The sequence below is a fragment of the Sulfitobacter sp. 1A13496 genome (assembly GCF_043557225.1).
GTDB lineage: Bacteria > Pseudomonadota > Alphaproteobacteria > Rhodobacterales > Rhodobacteraceae > Sulfitobacter > Sulfitobacter faviae.
The window spans coordinates 297,497-311,117 of record NZ_JBIFFP010000003.1 but is presented as its reverse complement, the minus strand read 5'-3'; the positions used below and the strand labels follow the sequence as shown (position 1 = coordinate 311,117).

Below are 13,621 nucleotides of genomic sequence, written 5' to 3'. Positions count from 1 at the left end.
TAGGTGACCGAGGCCTTGCCCGCCGTATTGGGCCTAACCACCGCAAGCTTCGGCGTCACAAACAAGACGGTGCTATCTTGACCGCTTCTATGTTTTGTCTTTTATGTTGTGAACACGTTTATTTATTGGCGAAGAAAAAGCAGAATATGAAGTATTTTGAACATAGGAGCCTGTTTTCGCGGGCGATATTAATCTTGCTGTCATCCAGCGCTATAGCGGTGTTTTCTAGCTCTTCACATGCGCAAGAGAGCGTGTCGCTAGGAGATGAAAGGACAAAGCAACTCCAACAGTTGGGGCTCTTACTGCCTGATCCGGCTGCAATACGAGCTTCCGCCGAGTTTGAGTTCGCAAAGCCGGCAGCCGACCAAGACGCAGAACGTCTCGAAGACATTGCAAATGAGGCAAACACTTACTCAAATTTGGTTACAAAGATTACAGACGAATACAATGACTACCTTCGGGACAATAGCCGCTATGACTTTGTAATCGAAGAAGTCAAAAAAGCTCCAATCGTAGCAAGTCTGTTAAGTTTGGATTCCGAGTTCAAGGGCATCCGAAATCAAGCCTATTTAAACCTCGGAGTTCTTGCCTTGAATGATGGACGAAAAATGGAGGCATTTCTACTTTTCAATGATGCATTTCGCCTTTCGGTTTTTGATTGTGCTGACGGCGCAGATAGCTGCCTCCGACATCAAGCTGAACAACACATGAAAGAGCTACTTGGTGTGGACGGTGAATCCTACGTTCACTGGAAAAAGTAAAAACCAGCATCTGGCATTCAACTTAAGTGAGTCTCAGAAACGTTCATTATTGGCATCGCTGGTTGAGACCGTTCGCAGAACCGGCGTCGATTTTGTCATCTCGTTTGTAGGACTACCAAGGGGCTGACATCAATGTTGTGCACAGTAATATTCAATATGTGATCGGAACTAAATCTCTATAAATTGCTTTGTGCTGGCTTCGCTGGAGCACTGTCGTATGACGTAAGCATAGCTTTTAGAAAGACGAAGGTAAGATAAACCGATGGTGGACGAACGTGAGTACTTTGAGCGCTTATCCGATATCTTACGGAGGCACGGTTTTGATTGGGTTCTGACACAGGTGCAGGCTGAAATATCCGAAGGGCGCACTGTGTCGAAAGAGGTAAGTGCGCCCAGCATACAGTCCGAAGTTGACCCGATAACTACGGTCCGCCGAACCCCGCAACGGCGTCGTACCAGTCTGGTTACCACAGTATCGCTTTCGCCCAGAGAGCAATTGGAAGTTTTAATCAGGGGCATTGAATCTGCAATTATTACGCGCGCAGAGCTGGAGCATTCAATTTTTGGTATGACTAAGAGAGTAAATCAAATTGTTTTCATACCCGAGGAATCCGTCGAAGAATTCTTTTCAGATGATCGCCCCTCTCACTCATTAGAAAGGCAACAAATAGATGTGGCCGACAGGATTAAGGATAACCTTAGCTCAACGCTTCAAAAACTCAGGGCGATTCTAGATGCCGGTTCATGAAGATTTGATTAGTGAAATTGAAAACTCCATCGCAAGCGCTTCTGGACTTAACTACAACCATCCGACTGCCACGAACGATGTTTACGAGAACTATGTTTGGGCTCTTTGCGTTGAAGCAGCGCGTGAAAAGCACGCAAGTATTTCCTACGAAACCGTCTCTGGCGTAACCCCCTCGATTCTGACCTTTCGTACTTCGCCAGGTAACATTTATAGTACGGCACAGGATTACACACACGCAATTTTGGAGTTTGAAAATTGTCCACAACTTGAAGTGCATGTAGGTATCCGCGTAATAGGGAAATCACGAGTTCTCCATGAGTGTGACGTTGCTATTCTCTACAGAGATGAGGCGCAGTTTTGTCGCAGTGAAAATGTACACCCTCGCGCAGCTCGAGTATTAATTGCAGCAGAGTGTAAATTTTATACTTCAGCGCTTCAGCTTCATTTGGGCCGCGGTTTCTTGGGGCTCACGCGTGACATTCATGCGAAGGAAAGGTACTTTGTTACAAATTCCCAGTCAGCAAGTGTGGCAAAACTTATCCGTCACCATCAAGCGGAATGGGACTTTGGCGTTATACCTTCAGCAACTGAAGCCAGCGAGCTGAAAACTCGATTTGGGCGTGCTTTCCGGAATTTCGTAATTGATCACAGCTAACGATTGATAGCCTACCCTGCCGTCGCGTTGAACAAAACGCTAAGTTGGGGTCGTGTGCAAGCTTGCGCCGCTTCCGGCAAGAGAGATTGCCTTGGGCTGTGGCCGGTCATTCGGTCATTGTGCGCCGGACAACTGCTGTCGGACCTACAGCGATCCACAAAGGAGTACGGCCACAGCATTAATTTCGCCAAGGGGTTTAAAATGACGACTGGTCACTCATACCCGAATGCTTCCATCATCCGTTGCTCAGCGTACACGAAGGCAGCTTCAACCCGGCTACCTGGAGCATCTGGAAATTTCTCTATGATGCGAAGCCTTAGTTCGCTCTTAGTGTTCTCAATTTTATTGAAGACGAGGTACTGGTAGATGCAGACAGCATAGTATTCGATTTCGGTTTGATCTTCGGACCAAGGCGCTGACCTTCCTTCTCGAAACCGCTGGTCTTGCTCGGCATGGCTTCTTGGCATGGGCAAGCAGCGGTTCAGCCATGTCTGAAGCTCTTTCTCATCGACTTCGGCCATGCCCCTAAACCTCGCTCAAACGCTCGCAGACCCGTTTAGCGGCATCAGACTCCAAGAACTCCCATAAGGTGATGGCACCTTTGTCACCGCCCGCGTCGCCCCATCGCTCACTGCGTATGATGTAATGCACAAGTGCTCTGAGTTTTCGAACGGTCAGATGTTCAGCATCACTAGGCACCTCAAGTAAATTACGGAAAATCCTATGGCCTTCCTCTGCATTCAAGTCATTGCAGACAAACCCGCAGACGTAGCCCGCTTGAAGGAAGAGCTTCCACTCCGTCCAATCCACGGGCCTACCGCGACCATTAAAGGCCTGATACTTCTCAATCAGACACTGCAATGCCCAGCGCATAAGCTGAAGTTGATCCGTACTGATCTTGTCTTCAATGCTGAGCGAAGCGTTGTCTATCTTTACTCCGGGATCATCAGAAAGGGATGATAAATGTCGTCTCATGTTACTCCTTACAGTCATTGAGGAAAATTGGTTCCCGGTGCAAATCAGCACCTTCGGGTCAGTTCAAATAAATCGAATTTTGAGATCAGCTACTACGGGTATTTCCAGCAAAAATTTGGGATGGCTGAATGGGAAAATTTTGTAAGGATAGACTTGAGCCCACGTTGTCGTCACCCTGCATTAAAATTTTCGTAGGAAGACACGCTAGCACCATGTCTTTTGCATCCAGTTCGTCAAAATCTCGGCACCGAAGCCAGCGCCATACCGAGAAGCAACTTCAGAAGAGCTATGACCTAGCAAAACTTTGGAAATTTCTTCAGGACACCCCGTGCTTCGCAGTTCGTCCTTCTTTTTATGGCGAAGACTGTGCACTGTCTTCTTAGGTTCAATAATAACTTTCCGAAGGTATTTCATCAGCGCAGCACTACATGCGGTGTTACCCCCAACCCGTCCATACCTTTCGAAAACAGGGTCAGACGCTTTTTTTCCTATCAGGTTTGGCTCAAGAACTTTTAAGACCCGTGGGGATAGAGGTACGCTTCTGTGACTACTTTTGGTCTTGAGAGAACGTATCCCGTTCGTTTGGATCATCAGACATCGTCTTTGTAGGTCGACGTCGCCGGCTTGAAGTCCAGAAATCTCAGCCACCCTTGCACCTGTGTCACACAACAGCGTGTAGATCGCATGTAAATCTGTTTGATGGGGTACCGTAGCCAGAACTGCTTCAGCCTCTTCTTTCGAAAGCGGAAGGCGATCACCTTGGCTATTTCCAGCACCCCTTATTCTGAGGTTATGAAACGGATTTGCGGCATTAATGCCCTTCTCATTAATAGTAAAGTTTATCACCGCTTTTACGATGTTGATGTACCTAACTGCGCTGTTTGCAGACACACGCTGCAGCAGTTCATCTCGATAATGCGTGGCGTCAGCTCTGCTCAGAAACTGTATAGAGTACCGCTTCACCTTATCAGCGCCGAGGGCATCTAGAAGATCACGCTCTGTTCGGCGGAGGGAGTTCGCCAGTTTTATGTTATTCGATGAGCCCTTGAAATCCCCGTAAATTTTGAAAGCTTCAGCCAGCGAAATAGACGCGCCCTGGGTTCTTGTGCTGACCTCAAGTGGTAGGGACTCTAACGCACACTCTATCGAGCCTTTTGGAATGACGTTGAGTTCGTCCTGGTGATGAAAGTTGGCCAGTATTTCTGCAGCCTGATCCCCAAAGTGCTGGCGAACCATCAATAATGTCTTTTCCCGAGGGCATTTGGCACGGCTCTCGCGAAAGAACAGTTCAGCTTCTTGTTCAACTTCGGGTAGCGCCCGGAGCATACCCCTATAGTCGGTCCCGAGATAGCGGTACACATGCGTCTTACGCAATACTTCGACTAAATCTGCTGGAACGTTTCGCCGGAATTCATACGATCCCGAGCTTCTTTGCCGAACATAGCGGGGAAGTTTGGCCATCAAGTATCCTGCTACACAGAGCGCAGTCAAACCACGCCAACAACCCACGAAGGGCGCAAAAAGGATACGATATTTATGACCAAAATCCTAGAAATTTGTTTTTAAACAACAAACTAGGAGAGGTTGGCTCCGGCGGTAGGGATCGAACCTACGACCAATTGATTAACAGTCAACTGCTCTACCGCTGAGCTACGCCGGAATGCCTATGTCTGTCTTTCGGGCAACGCCCTCGGACAGCGGCTCTTTAACGCGGGCGGTCCGGGGTGCGCAAGAGCAATTGACCGATTGAAGTGAATTTTTTTCGATTATCTGCAAACCCCCGTGAAATGCGCCCCACGACACGGTTCCGCACAGGGGGCCGGCATCACAGGTCCGTGACACATCCCCTCCTCCGGCGCTTAGGGCTGGACGGGTTGCGCGGGCTGCGGTTGAAACTGGGCTCGTATGAACAACCCAATGTCCTGAAAGGGAAAACATGACCTTCCTCTCCCCCTACCAGCCGCAGATACTCTCGCTTTTCCGCATCATGTCGGGGCTCTTGGTGCTGCAACATGGCACGACCAAGATCCTTAGCTTTCCAGCCGGACCGATGAACGGCGTGTCGATCGCCTCGATGGGTGGAATCGCGGGCGTGATCGAATTGGTCTTTGGCGTCTTGCTGGTGATCGGCCTGTTCTCGCGTTTGTCAGCCTTTATCCTGAGCGGCTTGACGGCGGTGGCCTATTTCATCGCGCATATGCCGCAGGGGTTCTTTCCGCTGCTGAATGGCGGTGAACTGGCGGCGCTTTACAGCTTTGGCTTTCTCTACCTCGCAGCCGCCGGGCCGGGGCCGTGGTCGGTCGACGCGATGCGCGGGCAAGGCTGAAAACAAAACGGCATGGCCCTGGAACGGGCCATGCCAAACTCACAGGGGTAGCGGCCCTGATTAGAAACCCGCCGCCTGCCCGTCTTTGCGCGGATCGGACCCGGCGGAATATCCGCCCTCGGGCAGACGCTGCACCAGCTGCGCGCCGCCGAAACCGAAAGCGTTGTCGGGCGCTTCGACATGAACGACATGGCCCAGATCGCGCAGCCCTTGCAAAAGCTCGGGCGCCATCGCCGGCTCGCAAGCCACTTCCAGCCCCGACAGAATGCGCCAGCGCGGCGCATCGGCGGCGACCTGAACGTCCTGCCCCCAAAGCTGCGTGCGCAACAGCAGTTGCATATGGCCTTGGGCCTGAATCGGGCCGCCCATCATGCCATAGGCCATCAGGGGCTGGCCGTCCTTCATCGCGAAGCCGGGGATGATCGTATGGAAGGGCCGCTTGCCCCCCGCCACGATATTCTGATGCCCCGGCTCGGTGGTGAAGCCAAAGCCGCGGTTCTGCATCGATACGCCCGTCCCCGGCACCACCACGCCCGAGCCGAAGCCCGCGTAGTTCGACTGGATGAAGCTGACCATCATGCCCGAGGCATCCGCCGTGCTCATCAGAACCGTGCCGCCTTGCTTGGGCGCGCCCGCGCCAAAGTCCTGCGCCTTCTCGGTCGAGATCAGCGCGGCGCGGGACTTGAGGTACGCGGGATCGAGCAGCGCCTTTTCGTTGACCTCCGTCATGGCCGTCCGATCCGCCACATAGGCATGCAGATCGCTATAGGCGAGTTTGCAGGCTTCGATCTGCAAATGCACCGCCATCAGGTCGTCTGCGCCATGCGCGCGGATATCGCTATGTTCCAGAATGCCGAGCGCCATCAGCGCTGCGATCCCCTGCCCGTTTGGCGGGATTTCATGCAGTTCCACATCGTCGAAGCTCTGGCTGATCGTGCCACACCATTCGGGCTTATTGGCCGCCAGATCCGCCATGGTCATCGCGCCGCCATTGGCCTTGGCATGGGCCACGATCTCTTCGGCGATCTCCCCCTCGTAAAAGGCGCGGCCATTGGTCTCGGCGATCAGCCGCAGGGTGCGGGCCGCGCCGGGATTGCGGAACCGCTCCCCCGCTTTCGGGGCGCGCCCTTCGGGGAGGAAGGTCTCGGCAAAGCCCGGCTGTTTGCCCAGAACCTCGGCCCCGCGCGCCCAGAGTGTCGCGATGGTGGGCGAGACGAGGAAGCCCTCTTCGGCATAGCGGATCGCCGGGGCCAGCACCGTCGCCAGATCAAGCTTGCCGAACTTCTCCATCAATTCGACCCAAGCGCTGACCGCGCCCGGCACGGTGACACTGTCCCAGCCATGCTCGACCATGCCCTCGGGGAACCGCTCAGGCGACCAAGCGGCAGGCGCGCGGCCCGAGGCATTGAGCCCGTGCAGCTTCTCCCCGTCCCAGAGGATGCAGAAAGCGTCAGAACCCAGCCCATTGCCCGTAGGCTCCACCACCGTCAGCGCCGCGGCGGTGGCGATCGCCGCATCAACCGCATTGCCCCCCTGCTGCATCATCAAGAGACCGGCCTGCGTGGCCAAAGGCTGAGAGGTCGCGACAACGTTGTCGGCAACCACAGGAGATCGGTGGGACGGGTAGATGGGATCGTGACGAAGCATGGCTGTCCTTTGCTTGGGTAAGGCCAGCGGCGCGGTCAAACCGGCCGCCTGCGGCGTTGCCGGCAAAGTGAACGTGAATGCATCTGCATGCAACTGCCCAGCGGGAGAATTCCGCTGGGATAACGTGCTTGTTGGCGGCTTTGTTACCCGCCGCTGCCCGCGGAGCTGCCTGCCTTGAGGCGCAGCATCTTGCGATGGTGGCGGAAACTCCGCTCGCAATGGCCCGGGGTAAAGATCATGACCCACAGCGCCCAAAGAACGCTCTCCTCCCGGTATTGCCACGCCCTTGCACAGAGCGACTGATCGGCATCAGAGAAGATACAATTATGCAGGATGCGAGACCAGTCTCTTACGTTAACCAACATCTGGAACCTCCCTTTCGCTGAGCGATGGGGCGTCTCGCCGCCATCGCCAAGGATCTGGTCCCCCCGGATGTTTAGAATGCTGGCCGAAAATTCTGCCGAGAATAAGGCGGAGGGCTAGTAAGACCGTGCCGGGCAAATGTAACGAAGTTGCAAAGCGGGGGTACGCTGGGGGCGCATGCGATGACGGCCCGGTCGGGGGCGGTGCTATCGTGCAGGTGTGGGTGGCGGAGACGAAGGGATTCGAACCCTCGAGACCCTTCCGGGCCTACTCCCTTAGCAGGGGAGCGCCTTCGACCACTCGGCCACGTCTCCGTCGACCCGTCTAAAGAGGTCGCGCCCGAGGGGCAAGGTGAAATTCGTGGGAAACTCTGCATTTCTTGCGGTGGGTTTCTTTTTCCGACCGCTGATCCGCCGCGCTGAGACGGAATGCTGCGTGATCAACTGTGCTGCTGTGCAGAAGCAGCCATCCCAGCAGCCCCAACCACTGGCATTTCCCGGCCATTTGGCGCGGCTGTAGCAACTTACACGGCAGCGTGAATAACTTGTGAAACAATGCGAGGGATATAGCAACCAACTGAATATATACAGAAAAACAGACCGCGGCCTTCCTTCGAACAAGCAATACGCCCCGCCATCCCCCCAAACTCGCAACCGCAGCGAAACTTTCAAGGCGGAGCGCCCGTTACTTCACCACAAACGATGACATCGCAATGACGCGATTTAATAGAAACCTGAAGGAACACGCTATGAAACTCATCATGACCACCGCCGCCGCCGCTTTGATCTCCACCGCTGCCGTTGCCGACAACTCCACCCGTCACAACGACATTTTCCTCGACACTTCGGTGAACGCCGACGCGAGCGACGTCTATGGCAACAGCGACCGTATGCGGAACCCGCATGCCTCGACCAAGGCGAACGACATCATGCTGAACACCGCCGACACCGACAAGAACCGCGACACCGTGATGAGCACGCGCAACGCCCTGCGCAGCCCCGGTGAAGGCTATGTCTACGGTGGCTTTGGCCCGGGCAACGACAGCAAGTAAGCTGTTCCCCCAACAAATAAAAAGCCCGGCAGCGCACGCTGCCGGGCTTTTTATGTCGGCGGAGGGCTCGGCCCCTGCCCGCTGATCAGGTGTTGAACAGGAAGTGCAGCACGTCGCCGTCTTTGACGATATAGCCCTTGCCTTCGGCCCGCATCTTGCCTGCTTCTTTTGCAGGGCCCTCACCGCCGAGGCTTACGAAATCATCATAGGCGATGGTCTCGGCACGGATGAAACCCTTTTCGAAATCACCATGGATGACCCCCGCCGCCTTGGGCGCGGAGGTACCGGATTTGATGGTCCAAGCACGCGCTTCTTTGGGGCCGACGGTGAAATAGGTCTCTAGGTGCAAAAGCTCATAGCCCGCGCGGATCAGCCGGTCGAGCCCGGCTTCCTTCAGACCCATTTCTTCGAGGAACATCTCAGCCTCTTCGGCTTCGAGCTGGCTGATCTCTTCTTCGATCTGGGCCGAGATCACCACATGGGAATTACCCTGCGCGGCGGCCATTTCGGCGACCTTGGCGGAATGCTCATTGCCCTCGGCGGCCTCGGATTCGCCCACGTTGCAGACATAGAGCACCGGTTTGGTGGTCAGCAGTTGCAGCATGCGCCAAGCCTTGGCGTCATCTTCATCGACCTCGACCACGCGGGCGGGCTTGCCGTCTTCCAGCGCTTCCAGCGCCATGCGCATCAGACGCTCTTGCTGGACCGCTTCCTTGTCGCCGCCGCGCACTTTGCGCACGATGTTTTGCAGGCGTTTCTCGATGCTTTCAATGTCGGCCAGCATCAGTTCGGTGTCGATGGTTTCGGCATCGGCCACGGGGTCAACGCGGCCTTCGACATGGGTCACGTCGCCGTCTTCAAAACAGCGCAGCACATGGGCGATGGCGTCGACTTCGCGGATGTTGGCGAGGAACTGGTTGCCCAGACCTTCGCCTTTCGACGCGCCTTTCACCAGACCGGCGATGTCGACGAAGGTCATGCGCGTGGGGATGACGCTTTTCGACTTGGCGATTTCGGCCAGCGTGTCGAGCCGCGCGTCGGGCACTGCCACCTCGCCGACATTGGGCTCAATGGTGCAGAACGGAAAATTCGCCGCCTGCGCCGCAGCGGTGCGGGTCAGCGCGTTGAAAAGGGTCGATTTGCCGACGTTCGGCAGACCGACGATGCCCATTTTGAAACCCATGACGATACCCCTATAAAAGCTGCGCGTGTGTTAGGGGTAAGGGCCGCAAAGCGCAAGGCTCAGCGCGCGCGGCGGTCCTGTTGCGCCTGATAGATCAAGATCCACGCCAGCAGGATGAACATCGGATGCGTCAACCCGCCCGAGAAGATGATCGCAGGCAGCCAGATCAGGAAGACCACGATGGACAGGATCGGCCTTCCGATCAGCAGGATCGACAGCGGCGGCAGGAAAAGGGCGAGTACATAATTCATGGCCCAATAGATAGGAGGCTTTGCGCAAAATGGAAGGGCGCGGCGTGCCATAGGCACCCACGGGAGGCGAATTTTGCCGCCCCCTGCCCCGCGGTGGATTGATTTTCACCGCGACATTCGGCATTGCCGAGGAAAGCACCAAATGAGGCAAGCCACATGACCCGTATCGACGCCAAATTCGAAGACCTCCGCGCCCGCGGCAAAAAGGCGTTTGTCTCCTATGTGATGGCGGGCGACCCGGATTTCGACCGTTCGCTGGAAATCGTGCGCGGCCTGCCCGCTGCCGGGGTCGACATCATCGAACTTGGCCTGCCCTTCACCGATCCGATGGCCGATGGCCCAACGATCCAGCTTGCCGGTCAACGCGCCCTCGAAGGGGGCATGACGCTGAACCGCACGCTGGAAATGGTCCGCGCCTTCCGCGAAAATGACGACACGACCCCGATCGTGCTGATGGGCTATTACAACCCGATCTATTCGATGGGCGTCGAGACTTTCCTGAAAGAGGCCAAGGACGCCGGGATCGACGGGTTGATCGTGGTTGACCTGCCACCCGAAGAAGACATCGAGCTTTGCCTGCCCGCGCAGGACGCCGGGTTGAACTTCATCCGCCTTGCCACCCCCACGACAGACGACAAGCGCCTGCCGCGCGTGGTGCAGAACACCTCCGGCTTCGTCTATTATGTCTCGATCACCGGCATCACCGGCTCGGCCGAGGCGAATGCCGCCGATGTCTCGCCCGAGGTGGCGCGCATTCAAAAGGCCAGCGGCCTGCCTGTCATCGTGGGCTTTGGCGTCAACACGCCCGAGAAAGCCCGCGCCATCGCCGAAGTGGCCGACGGTGTGGTGATCGGCTCGGCCATCGTCAGCCGGATCGCCAATGGCGACAGCGCAGAGGATGTGCTGGGCTTTGTGAAGTCACTGGCCGACGGGGCGCATTCGGCGTAACCCCCCTCGCCTTGGGAAACGACCCCAAGCCCGCGCTGCCCCCCTGGCCGCGCGGGCTTTTTCGTCGCCGCAGCCTTCCCAATTGCCAAGCCCCCCACCAGTTGCTACCAAAAGTTAACCCATTCAGCACAGGTGGCCCATGCCCGTCATCACCAGCATCGACGATCTTAAACGTATCTACAAACGCCGCGTCCCGCAGATGTTCTACGACTACGCGGAATCGGGCAGCTGGACCGAACAGACCTTCCGTGAGAATTGCAGCGACTTTGACCAAATCCGCCTGCGCCAGAGGGTTGCCGTGGATATGTCGGGGCGCAGCACCGCAACGCAGATGATCGGCGAGGACGTGGCCATGCCGGTGGCCCTCGCCCCCGTGGGCCTGACGGGGATGCAATGCGCCGATGGGGAAATCAAAGCCGCGCGCGCAGCCGAAGCCTTTGGCGTGCCCTTTACCCTCTCGACCATGTCCATCAACTCCATCGAAGACGTGGCAGAAGCGACGACGAAACCCTTTTGGTTTCAACTCTATACCATGCGCGATCAGGATTATGTCAGCCGCCTGATCCAGCGCGCGAAGGACGCGAACTGCTCGGCCCTCGTCATCACGCTCGATCTGCAAATCCTCGGACAGCGGCACAAAGACCTGAAGAACGGCCTCTCTGCCCCGCCCAAACTGACGGTCAAAACGCTTGCCAACCTCGCCACCAAATGGGGCTGGGGGCGCGAGATGCTGGGTGCCAAACGGCGGCATTTCGGCAATATCGTAGGCCATGTGCATGGGGTCACCGACAACGCCGATCTTGGCGCTTGGACGGCGGAACAGTTCGACCCCTCGCTCGATTGGGACAAGATCGCCAAGATCAAAGAGCAATGGGGCGGCAAGGTCATCCTCAAGGGTATTCTGGATGCCGAGGATGCCCGCATGGCGCTGAAAGTCGGGGCCGATGCGATCATCGTCAGCAACCACGGCGGGCGGCAGCTTGATGGGGCGCTAAGCTCGATCCGCATGCTGCCAGAGATCCTCGATGCGGTGGGCGACCAGATCGAAGTCCATCTCGACGGCGGTATCCGCTCGGGTCAGGACGTGCTCAAAGCCATGGCCATGGGGGCCAAGGGCACCTACATCGGGCGCGCCTTCATCTATGGGCTGGGCGCGATGGGGCGGCCGGGCGTGACCCGCGCGCTGGAGGTGATCCACCGCGAGTTGGATCTGACCATGGCGCTCTGCGGAGAGACGCAGATTGCCAACCTCGGGCGGCACAACCTGCTGATCCCGCGTAACTTTGGCGGTGATTGGCAGGAACGGCCACGCGATCCGGGCACATGCTGATCTTTCTCAGCCGCAACCTTACCTTTCTCGCCACGCCAAAAACCGGGACCACCGCTGTCGAAATGGCGCTGAAGCCCGAGGCCGAGATCATCTTTTCGCGGGGGCGCAAACATCTGACTGCCCTGCGCTATCGGCGGCGCGTTCTGCCCTTTTTGCAGGAAACCTTCTCGGCCTCCCCCGAGGCTTTGGCGGTGATGCGCAACCCTGTCGACCAAATCCGAAGCTGGTATCGCTACCGCAGCCAGCCCCGGCTGGATGGCAAACCGCTCAGCACCAAGGGGCTAAGTTTCGAGGACTTCGCGCTTGAAGTCATTTCCGACACGCCCCCGCCCCGCGCACAGATTGGCAGCCAGTTTTCCTTTCTGACCTCTGACCATGGCGATCTGCTGGTCGAGCACCTCTTCGCCTATGAACGCCAACCGGCCTTTCGCGATTTTCTGGCCGAAAGACTGGGGCGGGAGGTCAAGCTCAAGCCCAAGAACGTCTCCCCCGATCTGCCCGCGCCCCTGTCGCAGGAGGTCGAATCCCGCCTGCGCGCCGCACGCGCCAAGGAGTTCGCCCTCTATGACCGGCTCATGGCGGCGGATGGCTATCTGCGCACGCCGCAGGAATAGCGACGCCCCCGCCCTTTTGCCCTTTCCAGCCGGGCAAAACCGGTCTATACGCGCGGCTTCACGCGGGAATACAGCCTTGGAGGATTCCCGCCCTAACAAATTTGGAGACTAAAATGGCCGGAGAGATTCCTGATCTTGAAGCCCAGGTACGCGCGGGGACAGGCAAGGGCGCCGCTCGCCAAGCACGTCGTGACGGCATGGTTCCTGGTATCGTATTTGGTGGCGACAAAGAGCCGCTGCCGATCAACATCCCCTTCAACAAGCTGCTGACCAAGCTGCGCGCAGGCCGCTTCAAAGCGACCCTGTTCAACCTCAAGGTTGAAGGCCACGACGACGTTCGTGTGATCTGCCGCGACGTTCAGCGCCACGTTGTCAAGGACCTGCCCACGCACATCGACCTGATGCGCCTCAAGCGGACCACCAAGATCAACCTGTTCATCAACGTCGACGTCAAAGGCGAAGAAGAATGCCCCGGCCTGAAAAAGGGTGGCGTGCTCACTCTGGTCCGTCCGGAAGTTGAACTGGTCGTCACCGCCGCGGACATCCCCGAGCATGTGACCGTCGACATCACCGGCCTCGAAATCGGCGACAGCGCGACCATCAGCCGCGTCGACCTGCCCGAAGGTGTGAAACCCACGATCGACCGCGACTTCGTCGTCGCCACGATCTCTGCACCTGCTGGTCTGGCCGCGTCGGATGACGACGATGACGACACGGCAGCGGACGAAGTGCCGACAACCGAAATGGGCCCGCCCGACGGTGAATGATA

General features: G+C 56.9%; 15 protein-coding genes and 2 tRNA genes. 9 read left to right on the top strand and 8 right to left on the bottom strand.

What is annotated here, in order from left to right; genetic code table 11:
• Nucleotides 1–146: 146 nt before the first annotated feature.
• From ACGYLX_RS10260 to ACGYLX_RS10250, 3 genes are all read left to right on the top strand, one after another.
• Nucleotides 147–761, top strand: coding sequence for a hypothetical protein (locus tag ACGYLX_RS10260; RefSeq protein WP_394449234.1), 615 nt, complete (start codon nucleotides 147–149; stop codon nucleotides 759–761).
• Between the two features lie 262 nt (nucleotides 762–1,023).
• Complete coding sequence (locus ACGYLX_RS10255; RefSeq protein WP_394449231.1) at nucleotides 1,024–1,509, top strand: hypothetical protein; 486 nt, start codon at nucleotides 1,024–1,026, stop codon at nucleotides 1,507–1,509.
• Nucleotides 1,496–2,164, top strand: a complete 669-nt coding sequence (locus ACGYLX_RS10250; protein ID WP_394449228.1) for a hypothetical protein — start codon at nucleotides 1,496–1,498, stop codon at nucleotides 2,162–2,164. The genes ACGYLX_RS10255 and ACGYLX_RS10250 overlap by 14 nt, the downstream gene beginning before the upstream one ends.
• Before the next feature lie 212 nt (nucleotides 2,165–2,376).
• Here ACGYLX_RS10250 and ACGYLX_RS10245 read toward each other — a convergent pair whose 3' ends face one another.
• The 4 genes from ACGYLX_RS10245 to ACGYLX_RS10230 form a co-directional block, all read right to left on the bottom strand.
• The gene (locus ACGYLX_RS10245) at nucleotides 2,377–2,685 is read right to left on the bottom strand and encodes a hypothetical protein (protein WP_394449225.1); all 309 of its coding nucleotides are present in this window, start codon (nucleotides 2,683–2,685) and stop codon (nucleotides 2,377–2,379) included.
• Nucleotides 2,686–2,689: 4 nt separating this feature from the next.
• Nucleotides 2,690–3,139, bottom strand: coding sequence for a hypothetical protein (locus ACGYLX_RS10240; RefSeq protein WP_394449222.1), 450 nt, complete (start codon nucleotides 3,137–3,139; stop codon nucleotides 2,690–2,692).
• A gap of 204 nt (nucleotides 3,140–3,343) precedes the next feature.
• Entirely contained in the window at nucleotides 3,344–4,600 is a 1,257-nt protein-coding gene (locus ACGYLX_RS10235) for a tyrosine-type recombinase/integrase (protein WP_394449220.1), read from the bottom strand.
• 124 nt (nucleotides 4,601–4,724) lie between these two features.
• Nucleotides 4,725–4,799: transfer RNA gene (locus tag ACGYLX_RS10230), tRNA-Asn, on the bottom strand.
• A 276-nt stretch (nucleotides 4,800–5,075) separates the two neighbouring features.
• On the opposite strand from ACGYLX_RS10230, the gene ACGYLX_RS10225 reads away from it, so the two are divergent.
• Nucleotides 5,076–5,465, top strand: coding sequence for a DoxX family protein (locus ACGYLX_RS10225; RefSeq protein ID WP_271689384.1), 390 nt, complete (start codon nucleotides 5,076–5,078; stop codon nucleotides 5,463–5,465).
• A gap of 60 nt (nucleotides 5,466–5,525) precedes the next feature.
• Here ACGYLX_RS10225 and ACGYLX_RS10220 read toward each other — a convergent pair whose 3' ends face one another.
• Together ACGYLX_RS10220 and ACGYLX_RS10215 are read right to left on the bottom strand one after the other, a co-directional pair.
• A complete protein-coding gene (locus tag ACGYLX_RS10220) occupies nucleotides 5,526–7,112 on the bottom strand; it encodes a gamma-glutamyltransferase family protein (RefSeq protein ID WP_394449217.1) in 1,587 nt (528 codons plus the stop codon).
• A 587-nt stretch (nucleotides 7,113–7,699) separates the two neighbouring features.
• Nucleotides 7,700–7,789: transfer RNA gene (locus ACGYLX_RS10215), tRNA-Ser, on the bottom strand.
• A 434-nt stretch (nucleotides 7,790–8,223) separates the two neighbouring features.
• Here ACGYLX_RS10215 and ACGYLX_RS10210 point away from each other — a divergent pair.
• On the top strand, nucleotides 8,224–8,526 hold the full coding sequence (locus ACGYLX_RS10210; protein ID WP_394410728.1) for a hypothetical protein: 303 nt from the start codon (nucleotides 8,224–8,226) through the stop codon (nucleotides 8,524–8,526).
• An 85-nt stretch (nucleotides 8,527–8,611) separates the two neighbouring features.
• Here the strand turns inward: ACGYLX_RS10210 and ychF are convergent, their stop codons facing one another.
• Together ychF and ACGYLX_RS10200 are read right to left on the bottom strand one after the other, a co-directional pair.
• The gene (gene ychF, locus ACGYLX_RS10205; RefSeq protein WP_394449213.1) at nucleotides 8,612–9,709 is read right to left on the bottom strand and encodes a redox-regulated ATPase YchF; all 1,098 of its coding nucleotides are present in this window, start codon (nucleotides 9,707–9,709) and stop codon (nucleotides 8,612–8,614) included.
• Nucleotides 9,710–9,768: 59 nt separating this feature from the next.
• The gene (locus tag ACGYLX_RS10200) at nucleotides 9,769–9,960 is read right to left on the bottom strand and encodes a hypothetical protein (RefSeq protein WP_394449210.1); all 192 of its coding nucleotides are present in this window, start codon (nucleotides 9,958–9,960) and stop codon (nucleotides 9,769–9,771) included.
• A 156-nt stretch (nucleotides 9,961–10,116) separates the two neighbouring features.
• Here ACGYLX_RS10200 and trpA point away from each other — a divergent pair, with 156 nt between their 5' ends.
• The 4 genes from trpA to ACGYLX_RS10180 all read left to right on the top strand — a co-directional run bounded on the left by trpA (nucleotide 10,117) and on the right by ACGYLX_RS10180 (nucleotide 13,619).
• Nucleotides 10,117–10,908 (top strand): tryptophan synthase subunit alpha, encoded by a 792-nt coding sequence (trpA, locus tag ACGYLX_RS10195; protein ID WP_271691945.1) that lies wholly within the window; start codon nucleotides 10,117–10,119, stop codon nucleotides 10,906–10,908.
• A gap of 139 nt (nucleotides 10,909–11,047) precedes the next feature.
• Complete coding sequence (locus ACGYLX_RS10190; protein WP_394449207.1) at nucleotides 11,048–12,238, top strand: L-lactate dehydrogenase; 1,191 nt, start codon at nucleotides 11,048–11,050, stop codon at nucleotides 12,236–12,238.
• Nucleotides 12,232–12,852 carry a hypothetical protein gene (locus ACGYLX_RS10185; RefSeq protein ID WP_394449204.1) on the top strand — a complete coding sequence of 207 codons (621 nt, stop codon included), beginning with the start codon at nucleotides 12,232–12,234 and terminating at the stop codon, nucleotides 12,850–12,852. The genes ACGYLX_RS10190 and ACGYLX_RS10185 overlap by 7 nt, the downstream gene beginning before the upstream one ends.
• Nucleotides 12,853–12,965: 113 nt before the next feature.
• A complete protein-coding gene (locus ACGYLX_RS10180; RefSeq protein WP_271689377.1) occupies nucleotides 12,966–13,619 on the top strand; it encodes a 50S ribosomal protein L25/general stress protein Ctc in 654 nt (217 codons plus the stop codon).
• Nucleotides 13,620–13,621 lie beyond the last annotated feature (2 nt).